Source organism: Stenotrophomonas sp. 22LJNL06-5-1 (assembly GCF_056861455.1).
Genome location: NZ_JBSPUE010000001.1, coordinates 1,112,701 through 1,129,137, shown reverse-complemented (window position 1 = coordinate 1,129,137; position 16,437 = coordinate 1,112,701). Strand labels below are relative to the sequence as shown.

Genomic DNA, 16,437 nt, shown 5'->3' with positions numbered 1-16,437 from the left:
CCCCTGCAAGGATGTGCTGATGCGTTGGTTGCTGCGTGCTGTGCCATTGCTGCTGTGTTCGTTGGCGGTGCACGCCGCTGAAGTGGATCGCCGGCTTGCGGTGACCATCGACGACCTGCCCTGGGCGCGGGTGGACGAGATCGTTCCGCCGGATCTGAAGTCGCGGCACGAAGCGCTGATGGCGCAGCTGCATCAGGCAGGCGTGCCGGTGGTCGGCTTCGTCAACGAGAACAAGCTTGAGATCGACGGGCAGGTGCAGCCGGCGCGGGTGAAGATGCTGCGCGACTGGCTGGATGCTGGCTATGTGCTGGGCAACCACACCTACTCGCACATGGATCTGAACGCCAAGGGCGTGCCTGCGTTCCAGCAGGATTTCCTGCGTGGCGAGACGGTGCTGCGGCCGCTGCTGGCCGAGCGCGGACTGAAACCGCAGTGGATGCGCCACCCCTATCTGCGTGCTGGGCGCACGCCGGAAGAACGTGTGGAGATGGACGCGTTCTTCAAGACGCATGGCTACCGCGTGGCACCGGTGACCGTCGACAACGGCGAGTGGGTGTGGGCGTTCGCCTATGCCAACGTGATGAACGAGCAGCCGGATTCCCCGGCGCGTGAAGCGACGCTGGCACAGCTGCGAAAGGGCTATGTGCCGTACATGCTGAACAAGCTGGATTACTACGAGAAGCAGTCGCAGGCGCTGCTGGGCTACGCGCTTCCGCAGGTCTGGCTGATGCATGCGAACGAACTCAATGCAGCCGCGTTTGCCGAACTGGTGGCGGCGACGAAGCGGCGCGGCTATCGCTTCATTTCGTTGGACGAAGCGATGCGTGACCCGGCCTATGCACGTGGTGCCGAAGGCTACAGTGGCCGTTACGGCCCGAGCTGGCTGCACCGCTGGGCGATGGCGGAGAAGAAGCCGAAGGACTTCTACGCCGGAGAACCGGAAGTGCCGTCGTGGGTGATGAAGCTGGCGAAGGTAGACTCGGAATGAGGCTCAGCGCTTGACGGCCAGCACGCCGTCAAGCGCCAGTTCGGCCTTGAAGCCGGCCTTTTCCAGGCGCTTGGCCACTTCACGCGGCACATCGCGGCCGCTGGTCAGCTTGTTCGGCGCGCCGGTGTAGTGGAACAAGCGCCCGCCCTTGCGGATGACGCGGGCGAGGTGGTCGTAGAACACCTGCGAGTACAGTTCGCCGGCGATGCCGAAGCGCGGCGGGTCGTGCAGGATCGCGTCGACGCTGTTGCTGGCCACCTGTTCGATCTGCTGCGAGACATCGCCGTTGCTGAACTGCAGGCGGCCACCGGCCGCAGCCGATTCCGGATCCGGTGACCACGGGTTGAGCGTGCGCAGCCACATCACGTCGGCATTCTTCTCGAACGAGCGGATCTGGCCAACACCGGCCTCCAGTGCGCAGGCGGCGAAGTAGCCCAGGCCGCCGCAGGTATCGAGGATGACCTTGCCGGCCGGGGCGACCAGCTCGACCTTGCGGCGCGCGTCCTCGAACGGTGACAGCTTGGAAGTCGGCAGCATCTTGATGCCGTCGATCTCGAAGGTCGGTGCGCCCCATTCGGTCGGCACCAGCTTGATCAGCGAACCGCTGTAGCGCGAGATCCGCGCGAAGTCCTCGCCGTCCCAGTAGTACAGCGTGCGGTCCTTAAGCTTGCCCGGCCACGGGTAGCGCTGGCCACGGAAGTGGAAGCCGTCGGCATCCAGCGCCACGCCGTCCTCGCTGCGGCCAAGGTCGAGCGAGCCCTGCCATTCAGCAGCGCCTTTGTCATGGGCACGGCGCAGGGTGTCAGCGCTGTCGCGGGTCAGCAGGGGGCCGGTGTAATGGGGCACGGCGGGTACCGGGGCGGTTCGGGGGAGGGCATGGTACCGCAGCTGTTGCCGGGGCCACGCGTGGCTGCTGCAGTAGATCCACGTCATGCGTGGATGTAGACGGGAGGAGCCGAGCGTGGGCTCGGCTCTACCGCTGGCTGGTGCAGCTGAAGCCGTGTGTGGCTCCTTCTCCTGAGATCATGCCGACGCCACGTGATGGCTGCATGCCCTGCAGCGCGCACGACCGACGATGGACGTCCTGAGTTTCCGGTGGCTGCCGATCAAAGTCGTAGCGCAGGCTGCCGTCTTCCTGCAGCAGCCAATGCACGGTAACGCGTTCGTAGCGACCATCACCGAGATCCCAGTCCAGGGTGCGCATGATCAGGGTCTGGCCATCGGGCAGCTGCCGGACTTCGTCATAGGCACCCTGGGTCTTCGGTGCGCTTACCGCAAGCAGCAGAAACAGCAGCATTGGCATCGCTCCTCAAAGAAGACAGGATGTGCCCTTAGTGCCCTGAGTCGCCATCAGAATCATTGCGTCTTACGGGCATTTGACCGCATACACCGGCCCAGCCCCGATCAGCATCAGCGCCATGTAGTCACTATCACTGGCCTTGCCCTTCAACGTCGCGTCCTTGTTGAAGTGGAAGATGCCGAAGCCACCAGCCATGCGGATCAACGCGCTGTCGATCTGCTCGGCGTCATCGCGGAAGTAGCGGCTGATCTCGCTGCGGGTGGCCTTGTGCAGGGCATTCGGCTCGCGCTGCCACTGCTCGCCGCGGCTGAAGGAGACGAAGTACTGGCCGCCTTCCTTGTCGATGCGGAAGTCGGCCGGTTTGCGCGCGCCGGTGGCGAAGCAGCCCTGCAACGGGTCGGCGCTGAAAGGAAGCCCGGCATCGCCACCGCAGGCGGCGAGCAGCAGGACGGCACCGGGCAGCAGCAGGCGGAGCGTGCGCATGGGATGTCCCGACGGGGCAGGTGCGACTAGTGTAGGCAGCACACGGGCGTGGTCCGTACAGAAATTCGGCAAGGACACAGGGGTTTTCGGATGGCGCAGGGCAAGGCACCGTGGTGCGGCATGGCCAGTTGGCTGGGGATCGTGGTCGGCTGGGGGGCAGGCAGCCTGGCTGCGCAGGCGGCGGTGGCCGCAGGCGGTAATGGCATGGCCGCAGGGCTGGGTGTGGGCGTGCTGGGCGCGGCACTGGTGGGCTGCGGTCTGGCGGTGGCCTCGCGCGTGCGCGGCGAGCGCTGGCCGTGGATCGGCATCGGTGGTGCGGTGCTGAGCGCGCTGCCGCTGCTGATGTACCTGCTGCGGATGATGCTGAAGCTCTAGCGGTAGTGCCGGCTGCTGGCCGGCAACGCTGGATTGTTTCCGGAGCCCATGAGGTTGCCGGCCAGCGGCCGGCACTACCGGATGCGGGTCACGCGCTGCGGTGGATCTCCACCGTTACATGCACCAGCTCTTCGTGGATGGCCAGTGCATTGCGCACGGTATCGGCATCCAGACGGGCGTCGCTGGTGACCACGCTGGCGCTGACCGCGTACTTGCCGCGACCGACCTGCCAGACGTGCAGGTCGGCCAAACGTGCCGGCCACGGACCTTGTTCGATCACTTCGCGCACTTCGGCCACCACCGGTGCGTCCATCTGCGCGTCGAGCAGGATGCGGCCACTGTCGCGCAGCAGGCCCACCGCCCACACCGTGACCAGCACGGCGCCGACCAGGCCCATCACCGGGTCCAGCCAGGTCAGGCCCAGCAGCTTGCCGCCGAGCAGGGCGACGATGGCCAGCACCGAGGTGGCGGCGTCGGCAAGCACGTGCACGTAGGCCGAGCGCAGGTTGAGGTCGTGACCGTGCGCGTGGCCGTGTTCGTGGTCATGCCCGTGATGATGGCCATGGTCATGCCCGTGGTGGTGATGCGCGTGGCCCGGGCTGTCGTGCAGCCACCATGCGCAGAGCAGGTTCACGCCCAGGCCCACCGCAGCGATGGCGATGGCTTCGTTGTAGTGGATCGGCGCCGGCACCCACAGCCGCTCCAGTGACTGCACGGCCATCAGCGCGGCGACGCCGAGCAGGGCGATGGCGCTCGTATAGCCGGCCAGGATCTCGATCTTCCAGGTGCCGAAGGCGAAGCGCGGATCGTGCGCGTAGCGGCGCGCGCAGCGGTAGGCGAACACCGAGAGGCCCAGCGCCAGCGCGTGCGAACTCATGTGCCAGCCGTCGGCGAGCACGGCCATGGAGTTGAACCACCAGCCGCCGACGATCTCCACCAGCATCATGCCGACGGTGAGCCACAGGGCGCGGCGGGTATTGCGTTCGGCCAGCGGATTGCCGTCGTCGAAGCGGTGTTCGTGGCGACGGGCGGCGGCGAGGGCGTCCAAGTGCATGGCGGCGGGAGCTGGAGTGGATACCCCCATAGGGTATATGATCCCGCCATGGCGCATGTACACAAGAATCGAAAGCAGCTGCTGACCCGGGTGCGCCGCATCGCGGGTCAGGTGGCGGCGTTGGAGCAGGCGCTGGACCAGCCCGAGGGTAAAGCCGGCGACTGTGCGGACGTGCTGGTGCAGGTTGCCGCCGTGCGCGGTGCCGCCCACAGCTTGCTGATGGAGCTGCTGCACGAGCACCTGCAGGAACACGTAGTGGGTGCCGATGACCCGCAGCAGCGGGCGGACGAGGCCGCGGTGCTGGTGGAGCTGCTGCGCCGCTACGGCAAATAGCAGGGGGATTGCCGGCCAGCGGCCGGCACTACCCGTGGCGTCCGAAGTTCATGCGGTTGCCGGCCAGCGGCCGGCACTACCCGTGACGGTGCCGCGCGTTCCAGATATGCGTGGCGGCCAGCAGCAGGCTGCCGGTGACGGTCATCGGCGTTTCCCAGTCATGTGAGGGCAAGGCCAGCGCGCCGGCCAGCAGCAGGCCGAGCCCGGCGCCGGCGGTGGCCCAGGCCAGCACCGGCAGCGGGTGACGGCGCTCGGCCCGCCACAGCGCGTAGCCGGTCAGCGGCAGGGCGATGGCCACGAACAGCAGGTGCACCCATTCCGCTTCGGCCCACGTGCCGAACAGGGGGAGCGCGGCGGCCAGCAGGGGCAGCGCCAGGCAGTGCAGCAGGCACAGGCTGGACAGGGCGACCGCGCCAGCATCAAGCAGGGCGGCAGAAGGCGACTTCATCGGGGGAGGTTCCTTGCGCAACAATTGTTATACAGTAACATTTCCGTTCCGCAGCCAACCCGCTCCGACATGAACACTGTTTCCCGCGCCGACCGTCGCCTTCCGGTCACCGTGCTGTCCGGCTTCCTGGGGGCCGGCAAGACCACCCTGCTCAACCAGATCCTGCGCAACCGCGAGGGCCTGCGTGTGGCGGTCATCGTCAACGACATGAGCGAGGTCAACATCGATGCGCAGCTGGTGCGAGAAGGTGGCGCCGAGCTGCGCCGCACTGAAGAGACGCTGGTGGAATTCAGCAACGGCTGCATCTGCTGCACGCTGCGCGATGACCTGCTGCAGGAAGTGCGGCGCCTGGCCGATACGGGCCGCTATGACTATCTGCTGATCGAATCGACGGGCATCGGTGAACCGATGCCGGTGGCGGCCACCTTCGCGGTGCGCGACGAGCATGGCTTCAGCCTGAGTGATATCGCGCGGCTGGACACGATGGTGACGGTGGTCGACGGCAGCGCGTTCCTTGCCGACTTCGGCTCGACGTCGCGACTGGCCGAGCGCGGCCAGCAGGCCGGCCCGGAGGACGATCGAGGTGTGGTTGACCTGCTGTGCGAGCAGGTCGAATTTGCAGACGTGATCGTGGTCAGCAAGGTGGACCAGGTGGATGACGAAGTGCTGCAGGACACGCTGGCCGTGTTGCGTGGCCTGAACCGCGACGCGAAGCTGCTGTTGTCCAGCTTCGGCGATGTGCCGCTGGCCGAGCTGCTGGATACCGGTCGCTTCGACATGGAGCGTGCGCAACGTGCGCCGGGCTGGGTGAAGGAACTGCGGGGCGAGCACACACCGGAAACCGAGGAGTACGGCATCGGCAGCTTCGTCTACCGCTCGCGACGTCCGTTCCACCCCGCGCGCTTCGCCCGCGCGCTGCAGTCCGGCATGCCGGGCGTGATCCGCAGCAAAGGCTGGTTCTGGCTGGCCAATCGCATGGACTGGGTGGGTGAGCTGAACACCGTGGGCGCCGCGACGCGCACGCAGGCGGCGGGCTTCTGGTATGCCGCGCGCGACCGCGTGCGTGCCGGGCTGGAAGACACCGCGCCGTTGTTACCGCCGACACCGCTGCCTTACAGCGACCTGGGATGGGCGCGACAGCAGGCCGATTGCTGGAGCGCGCCGCTGCCGGGGCTTGAGGAATTTCCGGACTCGGCCGCGCATACGGCGATGCAGCGGCTGTGGCACCCGTTGTGGGGGGATCGGCGCCAGGAGCTGGTGGTGATTGGCGTGCACATGGATGAGCGCGCCGTGCGTGCGGAGCTGGATGCCTGCCTGCTCAATGACCAGGAGCTGCGTGCGGGGCCATTGCTGTGGCAGCAGTTGCCGCAGGCGTTCCCGGTGTGGAAGCGCTGAGCGGGCGCTGAGGGTTTGGGGTGTGCCGGCCAGCGGCCGGCACTACCCGTCCTGCATCGATCCACCCATGGCGCGGATCTACAAGGCGTCACGCCACTGCCAACCCCCGGTGCTCACCTGCAGCACGTGGGTCGGTCGCAATGCCTGCAGCAGGTGCCGGTCGTGGCTGACCATCACCAGCGCGCCCGGCCACGCCGCAAGCAGTTCCTCCAACGCCTGCAGCGCGCTCAGATCCAGCGCGTTACCGGGCTCGTCCAGCAGCAACAGTTGGGGCGCGGGATCGGCATACAACACGCTGGCCAGCGCACCCTTCACCCGTTCGCCATCGCTGAGGCTGTGGGCTGCCCGCTGGATGCGCTGTGCATCCAGCCCGAGCAGGGCCAGCCGCGTGCGCAGCTCGCCTGGGTCCGCGCGCGGGTTGGCGGCCTGCACGGTGTCGAGGATGCTGCGCTCGCCGGACAGCCCCAGCAGCTGCTGGTCGAGCAGGGCCAGTGGAGCATGCCGTTGCACGGTGCCGCTGCCCGCAGGCAGCTGGCCGGCCAATACACGCAGCAGGGTCGATTTTCCGCTGCCGTTGTCACCGACCACGGCGATGCGCTGCCCCCGGCGGATCTCCAGCTGCAACGGTGCGCTGCAGCCATGGGGCAGGACCAGCGAATCCGCCTGCACCAGCCGCGCGCTGCCACGCTCGCCTGAACCGGCAAACAGTGCCAGTTCCGGGGCGGCATGCATTGCGGATGCCGCTGCGCGCAACTGCTCTGCGCTGGCCTGCAGGCGCTCGGCCTGCACCTGCTGTGCGCGGCCGTGGCTGGCCTCGGCGCGCTGCTTCTGCCGGCCGAGCAGGATCGGGGCCTGGTTGGCCTGCTTCGCATCGCGATTGCCACGTGCCTGGCGTTGCTGCTGGCGTTCGTGTTGTTCGCGCGCGCTGCGTTGCTGCTGCCGGTGCTGGGCGCGCGCATGGTCGAGCTGTGCAGTAGCGGCTTCGCGTTCGGCGGCGCGCGTGTCGGCGTAGTGCTGCCACGGCCCACCATAGCGATGCAGCCCGCGCCCATCGAGCTCGACGATCTGCTGCATGTGCGCCAGCAGTTCGCGATCATGACTGATCGCAAGCAGGCCACCGCGCCACTGCTGCAGCTGTTCGTACAGCTGTTGACGATGGCGTGCGTCGAGGTGGTTGCTGGGTTCGTCCAGGATCAGCCAGTCCGCACCGCTGGCCCAGGCACCGGACAGCGCGACCTGCATGGCCTGGCCACCACTGAGGCGCGCGGCCGGCTGGGCGGGATCGAGGTCGTCGGGAAGCTGCAGCGCCCGCCATTGCTGCTGCAGGCGTTCGCGCAGATCCCAGCGGTCGCCGACGCAGGCGAAGTCGGCCTCGTCCACGCTGCCAGCTTCGATGCGTTGCAGCGCGGCCAGTTCCGCGCCGACACCGGCCAGTTCACCGACCGTGCCGGCGGGTGGATAGCCGGGCGTCGGCAACAGGAACACGCGGCCACTGCCGCGAACCTGGCCGTTGTCGGGCAACAACCGGCCGGCCAGCAGGCGTGCGAGCACGCTCTTGCCGGCGCCATTGGCACCGACCAGGCCGGTGGCGACCGGTTCGAAAGAAAACGTCAGATCGGAAAACAGCGGGCGGCCGTCGGCCAATCGATACGACACGCGATCGAGCGTGAGGGAATGCGGGGTCATGCGACCTCCATGGATGCCGGGTTCTCCCCTGCGCGCAGGGGCGGGAAGAGTCAGGCCGTCTAGTGGGAAGACGGCGGCATCAATGGCGCATTGGTCGCGAGCCTCTGGGAGGAATGAGGGGAGATTATACCGCCCGCAGGGCAGGCGAATTGTAGAGTCGAGCTTGCTCGACTGTTTTTGAGGAGCAGTCGAGCAAGCTCGACTCTACGTGGCACGGCCATCGAGCGCGGATCTACCGGCCTACGGCACGGTTTCCAGGCGCGCGCTGACGAAGTCGATGAATACCCGCAGCTTCGGAAGCACGTGGCGGCCCGAGGGCCACAGCAGGTGGAAGATGCCGCAGGAATGCACATGCTCGTCGAGCACGGTTACCAGCCGGCCGTCGGCCAGTGCATCGCGCACCGAGTGCACCGGCACGAAAGCCAGGCCGATATCGCGCAGTGCCAGCGCTACCCGCGCTTCGATGGTGTTGGCCACCATGTGCACAGGCAGCTCCTGCGGTGTTTCATGGTCGGGCCAGTGGATCGGCCACAGTTCCAGCTTGCCGGTGCTGGGGAAGCGATAGTGCAGCAACGTGTGCTGCAACAGGTCGGCCGGCGTGCGTGGCGTGCCGCGGCGCTGCAGGTACGCCGGCGAGGCAACGATGCGGCGTGGAAAAACGCCCAGGCGACGTGCGTTCATGCGTGAATCGCTGGGTTCGCCGACACGCAGTACAGCGTCAAAACCTTCCTCGATGACATCGACCAGCCGATCGCTGAAATCGAGGTCGAGGCGGATGTCCGGATACGCGGCCATGAACTCGGCCATCAGCGGCAGGGTCAGGTCACCCACCAACGGCAGGCCGATGCGCAGCGTGCCGCGGGGCGTGGCGTGCGGCTGCGCCAGCTCGGTGCGCGCGGCATCGCGCTCGTCGAGGATGCGCCTGCAGCGTGCCAGGAACAGCTGGCCTTCGGCAGTGAGGGTGATGCTGCGCGTGCTGCGGTGGAACAGGCGCACGCCCAATGCCTGTTCCAGCCGCGCAACGCATTTGCCGGCGGCCGAGGCCGAGATGCCCTGCAGGCGCCCGGTCTCGACGAAGCTGCGGGTATCGGCCGCGTGCACGAAGGTCTGCAGATTGGCGAGGTTGTCCAGGACTGACATGGGCGTGCGGGCAATGAAAGCGGCAGGGTAGATTGGCGCGGCCGTAGCGGGCGGTTCCGCCATCGCAACACTGTGGTGCGGGGTGGCGTGGAGACCGTTGCGGCCTTGCGGTTCCGGCCATCATGCCGATTGCGGACTGCACGGTCCATGATGCCCGGAGCGGCAACCGGCTTTTTGCGCTGGGCCGTGCTGCCTAACGTGGCGGGCCTCTCCCCACGGATTCCCACGATGAATGCCGCTCCTTCCCTTGAACCCACGCCGACGCTGCCATCGGTGCAGCGGCTGCTGCAGCAGGTGCACCCGCAGCGCCTGGTCGGTGCGGTGGTGCTGGTGCGCGAACACGGTGTGCTGCGTCATGCCAGCGCCAGCGGCCTGGCCGATCGTGAGTCGGCCACGCCGATGCAGCGCGACCAGCTGTTCCGGCTGGCATCGGTCAGCAAGCCGCTGCTGACCACGGTGATCCTGCGCCTGGTAGCAGAGGGCGCGCTCGACCTCGATATGCCGGTGCAGCGCTGGCTACCGGACTTCCGCCCGGCACTGGCCGATGGCAGCACGCCGGCGATCAGCCTGCGTCAACTGCTCAGCCACAGCAGCGGGCTGGGCTATCGCTTCCTCGAAGCCGATGCCGACGGCCCGTATGCGCGTGCTGGGGTCAGCGATGGCCTGGACGCGAACCCGCTCTCCCTGGCCGACAACGTGCGCCGCATCGCGCAGGCACCGCTGCTGTTCGCGCCGGGCAGCCAGTGGCTGTACTCGTTGGGCGTGGACGTTGCCGGCGCCGTGGCCGAAGCAGCGACGGGTGAAACCCTGCAGGCACTGTACGAGCGCGTGCTGGCCGCACCGCTGGGCCTGCGCGACACCGCCTTCGCTACGCGCAACGCGGCACGGTTGGCCACGCCCTATGTAAGCGACGCGCCGCAGCCGCATCGCCTGCAGGAAGGCGAGGTGGTCGCTCCGTTCGCGGGTACGGTTGGCATCGAGTACAGCCTCGCGCGCGCCACTGATGCGAGCCGTTTCCCTTCGGCCGGGGCCGGTCTGGTCGGTACCGCCGATGACGTGATGGCGGTGCTGGAAGCCTTGCGTGACGTGCAGCGTTCAGGCCTGTTGCCGCCCGTACTGGCAGCGGAGATGGCCAGCCCGCAGGTAGGCGAACAGGGACCGCCGGAACCGGCCGGCTGGGGCTTCGGCCTTGGCTTTGCGGTGCTGCGCGATGCGGCCGCAAGCGGCACGCCGCAGAACACAGGTACATGGCGTTGGGGCGGTGCCTACGGGCACAGCTGGTTTGTCGATCCTGTGCGCGGGCTGAGCGTGGTGGCGCTGACCAACACGCTGTACGAAGGCATGGACGGTGCCTTCGTCGATGAGCTGCGTGATGCGGTGTACGCCGATCTGGAGACTGCCTGATGAGCGGCCATGCCATCGATGCGGCCAGCCCGGCCGGTGAAGCCACGCGCCTGCCGTGGGCGGGACTGCTGGCGCTGGCCGGTGGCGGCTTCATCACTCTGCTGACCGAGACCCTGCCGGCCGGTGTCCTGCGGCCGATGGGCGAAAGCCTCGGCGTGAGTGATGCGGCGGTCGGCCAGTTGGTCAGCGTGTATGCGCTTGGCTCGGTGATGGCCGCATTGCCGATGACCGCGCTGACCCAGCGCCTGCCGCGCCGTCCCTTGCTGCTCGCTGCGATTGCCGGCTTCGTGCTGGTCAACACGCTGACCGCGCTGAGCAGCAGCTATCCACTGATCCTGGCCGCACGTTTCCTGGCCGGCGTGAGTGGTGGCCTGCTGTGGTCGCTGGTGGCCGGTTACGCGGCGCGGATGGTGGTGCCGTCGTTGCAGGGCCGGGCCATTGCGGTGGCGATGGTCGGATCGCCGTTGGCGCTGTCATTGGGCGTACCGGCGGGCACGCTGCTGGGCCAGCAGATCGGCTGGCGCTGGGCATTCGCGCTGATGAGCGTGCTGGCGGTCGTGCTGCTGGCCTACGCGCGCTGGGCGTTGCCCGCGTTGCCGGCGGCGGCTGCCGGTCAGCGTACGTCGTTGGCTACGGTGTGGCACATGCCCGGCGTGCGCAGTGCGTTGGCGGTGATGGTGCTGTACGTGCTGGCGCACAACGTGCTCTACACCTACATCGAACCGCTGGCGGTGGAGGCCGGCGCCGGCCCGTGGCTGGACCGCCTGCTGCTGGCCTTTGGCGTGGCCGCCATCGCCGGCATCGGCCTTGCCGGCTGGGGCGTGGACCGTCATCTGCGCACGCTGGTGTGGGCGGCGGTGATCGGTTTCATCGTGCCGGTGCTGACCCTGCTGTTGTGGCCGGGCCAAGCGACGCCGCTGCTGCTGGCAACGATCCTGTGGGGCGTGGCCTTCGGCGCGGTGCCCACGTTGTTCCAGACCGCATTGGCACGGCGTGCGGGTGCCGCCGCGGATCTGGCGCAGTCGATGCTGGTGACCGGTTGGAACCTGGCCATTGCCGCCGGTGGCGTTGCAGGGGGTGTGCTGCTGCAGGCGGGCGGCCCGAACCAGTTGGGATGGCTGCCGTTGCTGCTGCTGGCGGTTAGCGTGGCGTGGCTGCTGGCACGGCCGAAGGCCTGGGCGTAGGCGGCGATCAGTGATGGCGCGGTGCCGGCCAGCGGCCGGCACTACCGTGGTCCACGCCATCCACGCATGGCGTGGATCTACCGAGCGCATCGACCCGCGTTTGCCTTTGCTTTTGCTTTCTTCCGTTGATTCCGTGGCGGGACGCCGCCGCAATGTGTCCGTGGCCGGGTGGGTGGGTTGCGCAGGGGCGTGAGCCGCATGGATGCGGCGACCGAGCTTACATGGACGTACTTGCAGCGCCCCCTGCGCGACCCATCCACCCGGCCCCAACTGATGGATTCACCGGGCGCGACCCACCACGAGGGGCTCCGCCGTTCGCCGTCCTACTCCACTCCCTCACGCTCGATCGGCACGCTGCGCGGATTCTGCATGTGCTCCCGCGCCGCGCCATAGCGCTGCTGCCGCTTGTGATGGAACACCACGAACTCATCCCGCGGCAGCGGCCGCGAGAACAGCCAGCCCTGCGCGAACTCGACCTTCCGGGTATGCAGATACGCCAGCTGTGCCTCGGTTTCCACGCCCTCGGCCACCACCCACAGGCCCAGCTCCTTGGCCATGTCGATGATGTGTGGCGTCACCGGGCTGGTCGCGCTCTCGGTGCCGATTGCATCGATGAACGACTTGTCGATCTTCAGCGCATCCAGTGGCAGCTGCTCCAGGTACTGCAGGCTGGAGAAGCCGACGCCGAAATCGTCAATGGCCACGCTGTGCCCGGCGCGACGTGCCTGCGCCAGCATCGTGCGGGCGCGGTCCAGATCGAGGAAGCCGCGCTCGGTGGCCTCCATCCAGATCTGCTGCGGCAGGATGCCGCTGCCGGCCATGTGCTTGGATATCATCTTCAGCGCACGGCCGCTGCTGATGTCTTCGGCAGCCAGGTTGATCGCGATGTGCGCGCTGCGGTCGGCCACCAGCAGCTCGCGCATGTCACGCACCACGTTCTCGATCACCAGATCGGTGACCGCGCCGATCATGCCGGCCTCTTCGGCCAGCGGAATGAACAGGTCCGGCCGCACCTGGGTGCCATCCGGGCGCTGCCAGCGCACCAGCGCTTCGGCGCCGACGCAGATGCCGGTATCCAGTTCGATGATGGGCTGGTAGTGCAGGTACAGTTCGCGGCGGCGGATCGCCGTGGCCAGCTCGCCGCGCAGGGACAGGCGGCGACGCGACAGCCAGATCACCAGGCCGGCACCGACAGCGGCCAGCAGAACGCCGATCGGCACGAACAGCCACGCCTGCTGGCGGAAGGTCGCGGCGAGCGCGGTACGCGGCGTGGTCGCGATCGCCAGCCACTCTTCGTTGCGGGCGGTGGCGTACAGGGTGTTGTGGTCCAGGCCTTCACCGGGCGCGCGCAGCAGGGTCTCCAGCAATGCCGGATCCATCCCGTCCTGCCTGGCCAGGAGGCGGCCGTCCGGACTGGCCAGGGCAAGGCGCACGTTCGGGTCGGCGATGACATCGACGAAGCGGCGCGGATCGACCAGCACGTCGTAGTTGCCATACAGGATCGACAGGACCTGGCGCCGTCCGCTTGCCTCGGGGCGCACATCCACGGCGATGCCGGCGCCATCACTGGTGACGTGGTCGGACTTGGGCTGGTTGACGTCTGACAGGAACGGCCCCCACGACGTGCAGCGCAGCTTGCCACCCTCGAAGTAGCCCATCTGGTCGACCGACGGCGAGGTCATCACCAGCGTCTGCATGCGCCGGATATGGTCGGGCCCGCAGGCGTCGTGGGCACCGACCTCGGCCGACTGCAGTGCCGCCAGTGCTTCCTGGTAGGACTGGTCGGCGCGGCGCAGGGCGCGGCCGGCGATGTCGCGCAGGCGCTGCTGCTCGACGCTGACCGCACGGTCCCAGGTGGCATAGGCCATCACCGCGATCGGCACGGCCGCGGCCAGCAGCGCCAGTGCGGTGCCACCAATGATGACGCGCAGCCGGCTCATGGCCGGGGCTCCAGCGGGGCGGGCAGGGCAGGGCACATGGTCGGGCCGATCCTTGGGCAGGTGCGGCTATCTGAGCATGGCGCCGGGCCGGGCGGAATGGGATGAATCCGGTATTCGGTCACATTGTGATGAAAGCGGCCAAGTTTGACGGGATTGGCCCATCCGACGCTGGCGCTCCGGCCTGTGGAGGACTACCGTCGAACGCTTCGCCCGCCATTTGCCCGCGCCCATGACCGAGCCCGCAACGCCCCCCGAGCACCTGCGCCGCAGCCTGTCCAACCGCCACCTGCAACTGATCGCCATCGGCGGTGCCATCGGCACCGGCCTGTTCATGGGGTCGGGCAAGACCATCAGCCTGGCCGGCCCGTCCATCGTCTTCGTCTACCTGATCATCGGCGCGATGCTGTTCTTCGTGATGCGCGCGATGGGCGAGCTGCTGCTGTCCAACCTGCAGTACAAATCCTTCATCGATTTTTCCACCGATCTGCTCGGCCCCTGGGCCGGCTTCTTCTGTGGATGGACGTACTGGTTCTGCTGGATCGTCACCGCCATCGCCGATGTGATCGCCATCGCCGCCTACGCGCAGTTCTGGTTCCCCGGGCTTGAAGCCTGGAAACCGGCGCTGGCGTGCGTGATGCTGCTGCTGTCACTGAACCTGGTGACGGTGAAGCTGTTCGGCGAGATGGAATTCTGGTTCGCGCTGATCAAGATCGTGGCGATCTGCGCGCTGATCATTACCGGCGCCGGGCTGGTGGCGTGGGGCTTCACTTCACCCAGCGGCCACACCGCGTCGCTGTCGAACCTGTGGAATGACGGCGGCATGTTCCCGATGGGGCTGGTCGGCTTCTTCGCCGGTTTCCAGATTGCGGTGTTCGCCTTCGTCGGCATCGAGCTGGTCGGCACCACCGCCGCCGAAACGGCCGACCCCGAGCGCAACCTGCCCAAGGCGATCAACTCGATCCCGGTGCGCATCATCATCTTCTACGTGCTGGCGCTGATCGCGATCATGGCCGTCACCCCGTGGCGCCAGGTGGTGCCGGACAAGAGCCCGTTCGTGCAGCTGTTCGTACTGGCCGGCATTCCCGCCGCGGCCAGCCTGATCAACTTCGTGGTGCTGACTTCGGCCACGTCCTCGGCCAACAGCGGCATCTTCTCCACCAGCCGCATGCTGTACGGTCTGGCCGAAGAGGGCCACGCCCCGCGCGGGCTGTCGAAACTGTCGCGCGCCGCCGTGCCGGCCCGTGGCCTGCTGTTCTCGTGCCTGTGCCTGCTGGGCGGCACGCTGCTGATCTACCTGATTCCGAACCTGGTGACCGCCTTCACCCTGGTGACGACGCTGGCGACGGTGCTGTTCATCTTCGTCTGGTCGCTGATCCTGGTGGCCTACATGGCCTATCGCCGCCGCTACCCGGAGCGCCACGCTGCCTCGATCTTCAAGATGCCTGGCGGCGTTGCCATGTGCTGGGCCTGCCTGGTGTTCTTCGCCGCCGTGCTGGTGCTGCTGAGCCTGCAGGCCGATACCCGCCAGGCGTTGATCGCCAGCCCGGCGTGGTTCGTGCTGCTGGGCGTGGGGTATTGGGTGCGTCGGAGGACCGCGAAGTAGCCCGGCGTTTTCGTTCCATTGATTGATCCATTGTCTCCAGACGTTTCATCCACGCATGGCGTGGATCTACTGTCAGCCGCAGGAAACTGTCGAGGGCGGGCGGGTATGGCCCGGCAGGACCGTTGGCGCCATGGATGGCGCCATCGAGCCCCCATGGGTGAGGGCGCTTTGCTTGCGAAGCACTGCTTCGCAAGCGCCCGAACGCACAGCCGCCGGCGGCTGGGCCGGACCGCGGAGCGGGGTTTACGGCGCAGCCCTGCCGGCCCCCATTCACCCAGCATTAGCGGGCGCAGCCGGATGATCCGGCCGCCATGCCCCGTCACCCTCTCCTGCTTGCGCTGTTGCTGCTGCCCAGCCTGTGGCCCGGGCTGGCCGCCGCGCGCACCGTCTACCGCTGCGTGCAGGGCAACACCGTCAGCCTGGCCACCGCGCCGGAACCCGGTTCACGCTGCACGCCGAAGGAAATCGACGACAACGCCATCCAGACCCCGAACCTGTGGGGCAACATGGGCGTGTTCAGCGGCGTACTGTACGAGCGCGAGCAGGATGGCGCGCTGGTCTACTCCACCCGCAACCTGCCCGGCTCGCGGGTGTTCCTGAAGTTCACCATGGCCACGCCGCCGGGCGAACCTGCCCACGAAGGCCTGGGCAAGGTCGGCAAGCCGCAGCTGGCGCAGCATGCCAAACAGTTCAAGGCTGCCGCCAAGGCCACGGGTGTCGATGACGCATGGCTGCGCGCGATTGCCCATGCCGAAAGCAACTTCGATGCGCTGGCGGTGTCCAGCAAGGGTGCACAGGGCGTGATGCAGCTGATGCCGGACACTGCGCAGGAGTACGGCGTGAATGATCCGTTCTCGCCGCAGCAGTCGATCGATGGCGGCGCCCGCTACATGCGCGCGCTGCTGCGTCGCTACAACGGTGACCGGCCGCTGGCAGCGGCTGCCTACAACGCTGGCATCGGGGCGGTCACCCGCTACAAGGGCGTGCCGCCCTATGCCGAAACCCTGGCCTACGTGGACAAGGTGATGGCCCTGTACGCACGCTACCGCGAGGCGATGGGCATCCGTACCGAGGTGCCGGCGCGCTAGGCGGGCGGTGCTGCAC

The 16,437-nt window shown here is 67.7% G+C and carries 16 protein-coding genes; 8 read left to right on the top strand and 8 right to left on the bottom strand.

Annotation, left to right across the window (positions count from 1 at the left end):
- The first annotated feature begins 19 nt into the window (after positions 1-19).
- Positions 20-988 carry a polysaccharide deacetylase family protein gene (locus AC13GF_RS05250; protein WP_483003594.1) on the top strand — a complete coding sequence of 323 codons (969 nt, stop codon included), beginning with the start codon at positions 20-22 and terminating at the stop codon, positions 986-988.
- A gap of 3 nt (positions 989-991) precedes the next feature.
- On the opposite strand, the gene AC13GF_RS05245 is transcribed toward AC13GF_RS05250, so the two are convergent.
- The 3 genes from AC13GF_RS05245 to AC13GF_RS05235 form a co-directional block, all read right to left on the bottom strand.
- Positions 992-1,834 carry a class I SAM-dependent methyltransferase gene (locus AC13GF_RS05245; RefSeq protein WP_483003593.1) on the bottom strand — a complete coding sequence of 281 codons (843 nt, stop codon included), beginning with the start codon at positions 1,832-1,834 and terminating at the stop codon, positions 992-994.
- 127 nt (positions 1,835-1,961) lie between these two features.
- Positions 1,962-2,285: a hypothetical protein gene (locus AC13GF_RS05240; RefSeq protein ID WP_483003592.1), complete on the bottom strand. Its 324-nt coding sequence runs from the start codon at positions 2,283-2,285 to the stop codon at positions 1,962-1,964.
- A 69-nt stretch (positions 2,286-2,354) separates the two neighbouring features.
- A complete protein-coding gene (locus AC13GF_RS05235) occupies positions 2,355-2,771 on the bottom strand; it encodes a hypothetical protein (RefSeq protein WP_483003591.1) in 417 nt (138 codons plus the stop codon).
- 90 nt (positions 2,772-2,861) lie between these two features.
- Between AC13GF_RS05235 and AC13GF_RS05230 the strand changes: the two genes are divergently transcribed.
- Positions 2,862-3,146 (top strand): hypothetical protein, encoded by a 285-nt coding sequence (locus AC13GF_RS05230; RefSeq protein WP_208044070.1) that lies wholly within the window; start codon positions 2,862-2,864, stop codon positions 3,144-3,146.
- Positions 3,147-3,234: 88 nt separating this feature from the next.
- Here the strand turns inward: AC13GF_RS05230 and dmeF are convergent, their stop codons facing one another.
- Positions 3,235-4,200 carry a CDF family Co(II)/Ni(II) efflux transporter DmeF gene (gene dmeF, locus AC13GF_RS05225; protein ID WP_483003590.1) on the bottom strand — a complete coding sequence of 322 codons (966 nt, stop codon included), beginning with the start codon at positions 4,198-4,200 and terminating at the stop codon, positions 3,235-3,237.
- A 48-nt stretch (positions 4,201-4,248) separates the two neighbouring features.
- Here dmeF and AC13GF_RS05220 point away from each other — a divergent pair, with 48 nt between their 5' ends.
- Positions 4,249-4,533, top strand: coding sequence for a metal-sensing transcriptional repressor (locus tag AC13GF_RS05220; protein ID WP_005407873.1), 285 nt, complete (start codon positions 4,249-4,251; stop codon positions 4,531-4,533).
- Positions 4,534-4,609: 76 nt separating this feature from the next.
- On the opposite strand, the gene AC13GF_RS05215 is transcribed toward AC13GF_RS05220, so the two are convergent.
- The gene (locus AC13GF_RS05215; RefSeq protein ID WP_014645760.1) at positions 4,610-4,981 is read right to left on the bottom strand and encodes a MerC domain-containing protein; all 372 of its coding nucleotides are present in this window, start codon (positions 4,979-4,981) and stop codon (positions 4,610-4,612) included.
- A gap of 69 nt (positions 4,982-5,050) precedes the next feature.
- Here AC13GF_RS05215 and AC13GF_RS05210 point away from each other — a divergent pair, with 69 nt between their 5' ends.
- Positions 5,051-6,376, top strand: coding sequence for a GTP-binding protein (locus tag AC13GF_RS05210; RefSeq protein ID WP_483003589.1), 1,326 nt, complete (start codon positions 5,051-5,053; stop codon positions 6,374-6,376).
- A gap of 78 nt (positions 6,377-6,454) precedes the next feature.
- Here AC13GF_RS05210 and AC13GF_RS05205 read toward each other — a convergent pair whose 3' ends face one another.
- Both AC13GF_RS05205 and AC13GF_RS05200 read right to left on the bottom strand, forming a co-directional pair.
- Positions 6,455-8,062 carry an ATP-binding cassette domain-containing protein gene (locus tag AC13GF_RS05205; RefSeq protein ID WP_483003588.1) on the bottom strand — a complete coding sequence of 536 codons (1,608 nt, stop codon included), beginning with the start codon at positions 8,060-8,062 and terminating at the stop codon, positions 6,455-6,457.
- 240 nt (positions 8,063-8,302) lie between these two features.
- A complete protein-coding gene (locus AC13GF_RS05200; protein WP_012478999.1) occupies positions 8,303-9,202 on the bottom strand; it encodes a LysR family transcriptional regulator in 900 nt (299 codons plus the stop codon).
- A 228-nt stretch (positions 9,203-9,430) separates the two neighbouring features.
- Here AC13GF_RS05200 and AC13GF_RS05195 point away from each other — a divergent pair, with 228 nt between their 5' ends.
- A complete protein-coding gene (locus AC13GF_RS05195) occupies positions 9,431-10,606 on the top strand; it encodes a serine hydrolase domain-containing protein (RefSeq protein ID WP_483003587.1) in 1,176 nt (391 codons plus the stop codon).
- Positions 10,606-11,790 carry an MFS transporter gene (locus AC13GF_RS05190; protein WP_483003586.1) on the top strand — a complete coding sequence of 395 codons (1,185 nt, stop codon included), beginning with the start codon at positions 10,606-10,608 and terminating at the stop codon, positions 11,788-11,790. The genes AC13GF_RS05195 and AC13GF_RS05190 overlap by 1 nt, the downstream gene beginning before the upstream one ends.
- A 323-nt stretch (positions 11,791-12,113) precedes the next feature.
- On the opposite strand, the gene AC13GF_RS05185 is transcribed toward AC13GF_RS05190, so the two are convergent.
- Entirely contained in the window at positions 12,114-13,730 is a 1,617-nt protein-coding gene (locus AC13GF_RS05185; RefSeq protein WP_126930346.1) for an EAL domain-containing protein, read from the bottom strand.
- A gap of 229 nt (positions 13,731-13,959) precedes the next feature.
- On the opposite strand from AC13GF_RS05185, the gene cycA reads away from it, so the two are divergent.
- Complete coding sequence (cycA, locus tag AC13GF_RS05180; RefSeq protein ID WP_126930345.1) at positions 13,960-15,333, top strand: D-serine/D-alanine/glycine transporter; 1,374 nt, start codon at positions 13,960-13,962, stop codon at positions 15,331-15,333.
- A 311-nt stretch (positions 15,334-15,644) separates the two neighbouring features.
- Positions 15,645-16,421, top strand: coding sequence for a lytic transglycosylase domain-containing protein (locus AC13GF_RS05175; RefSeq protein ID WP_483003585.1), 777 nt, complete (start codon positions 15,645-15,647; stop codon positions 16,419-16,421).
- The last annotated feature ends 16 nt before the right edge of the window (positions 16,422-16,437 follow it).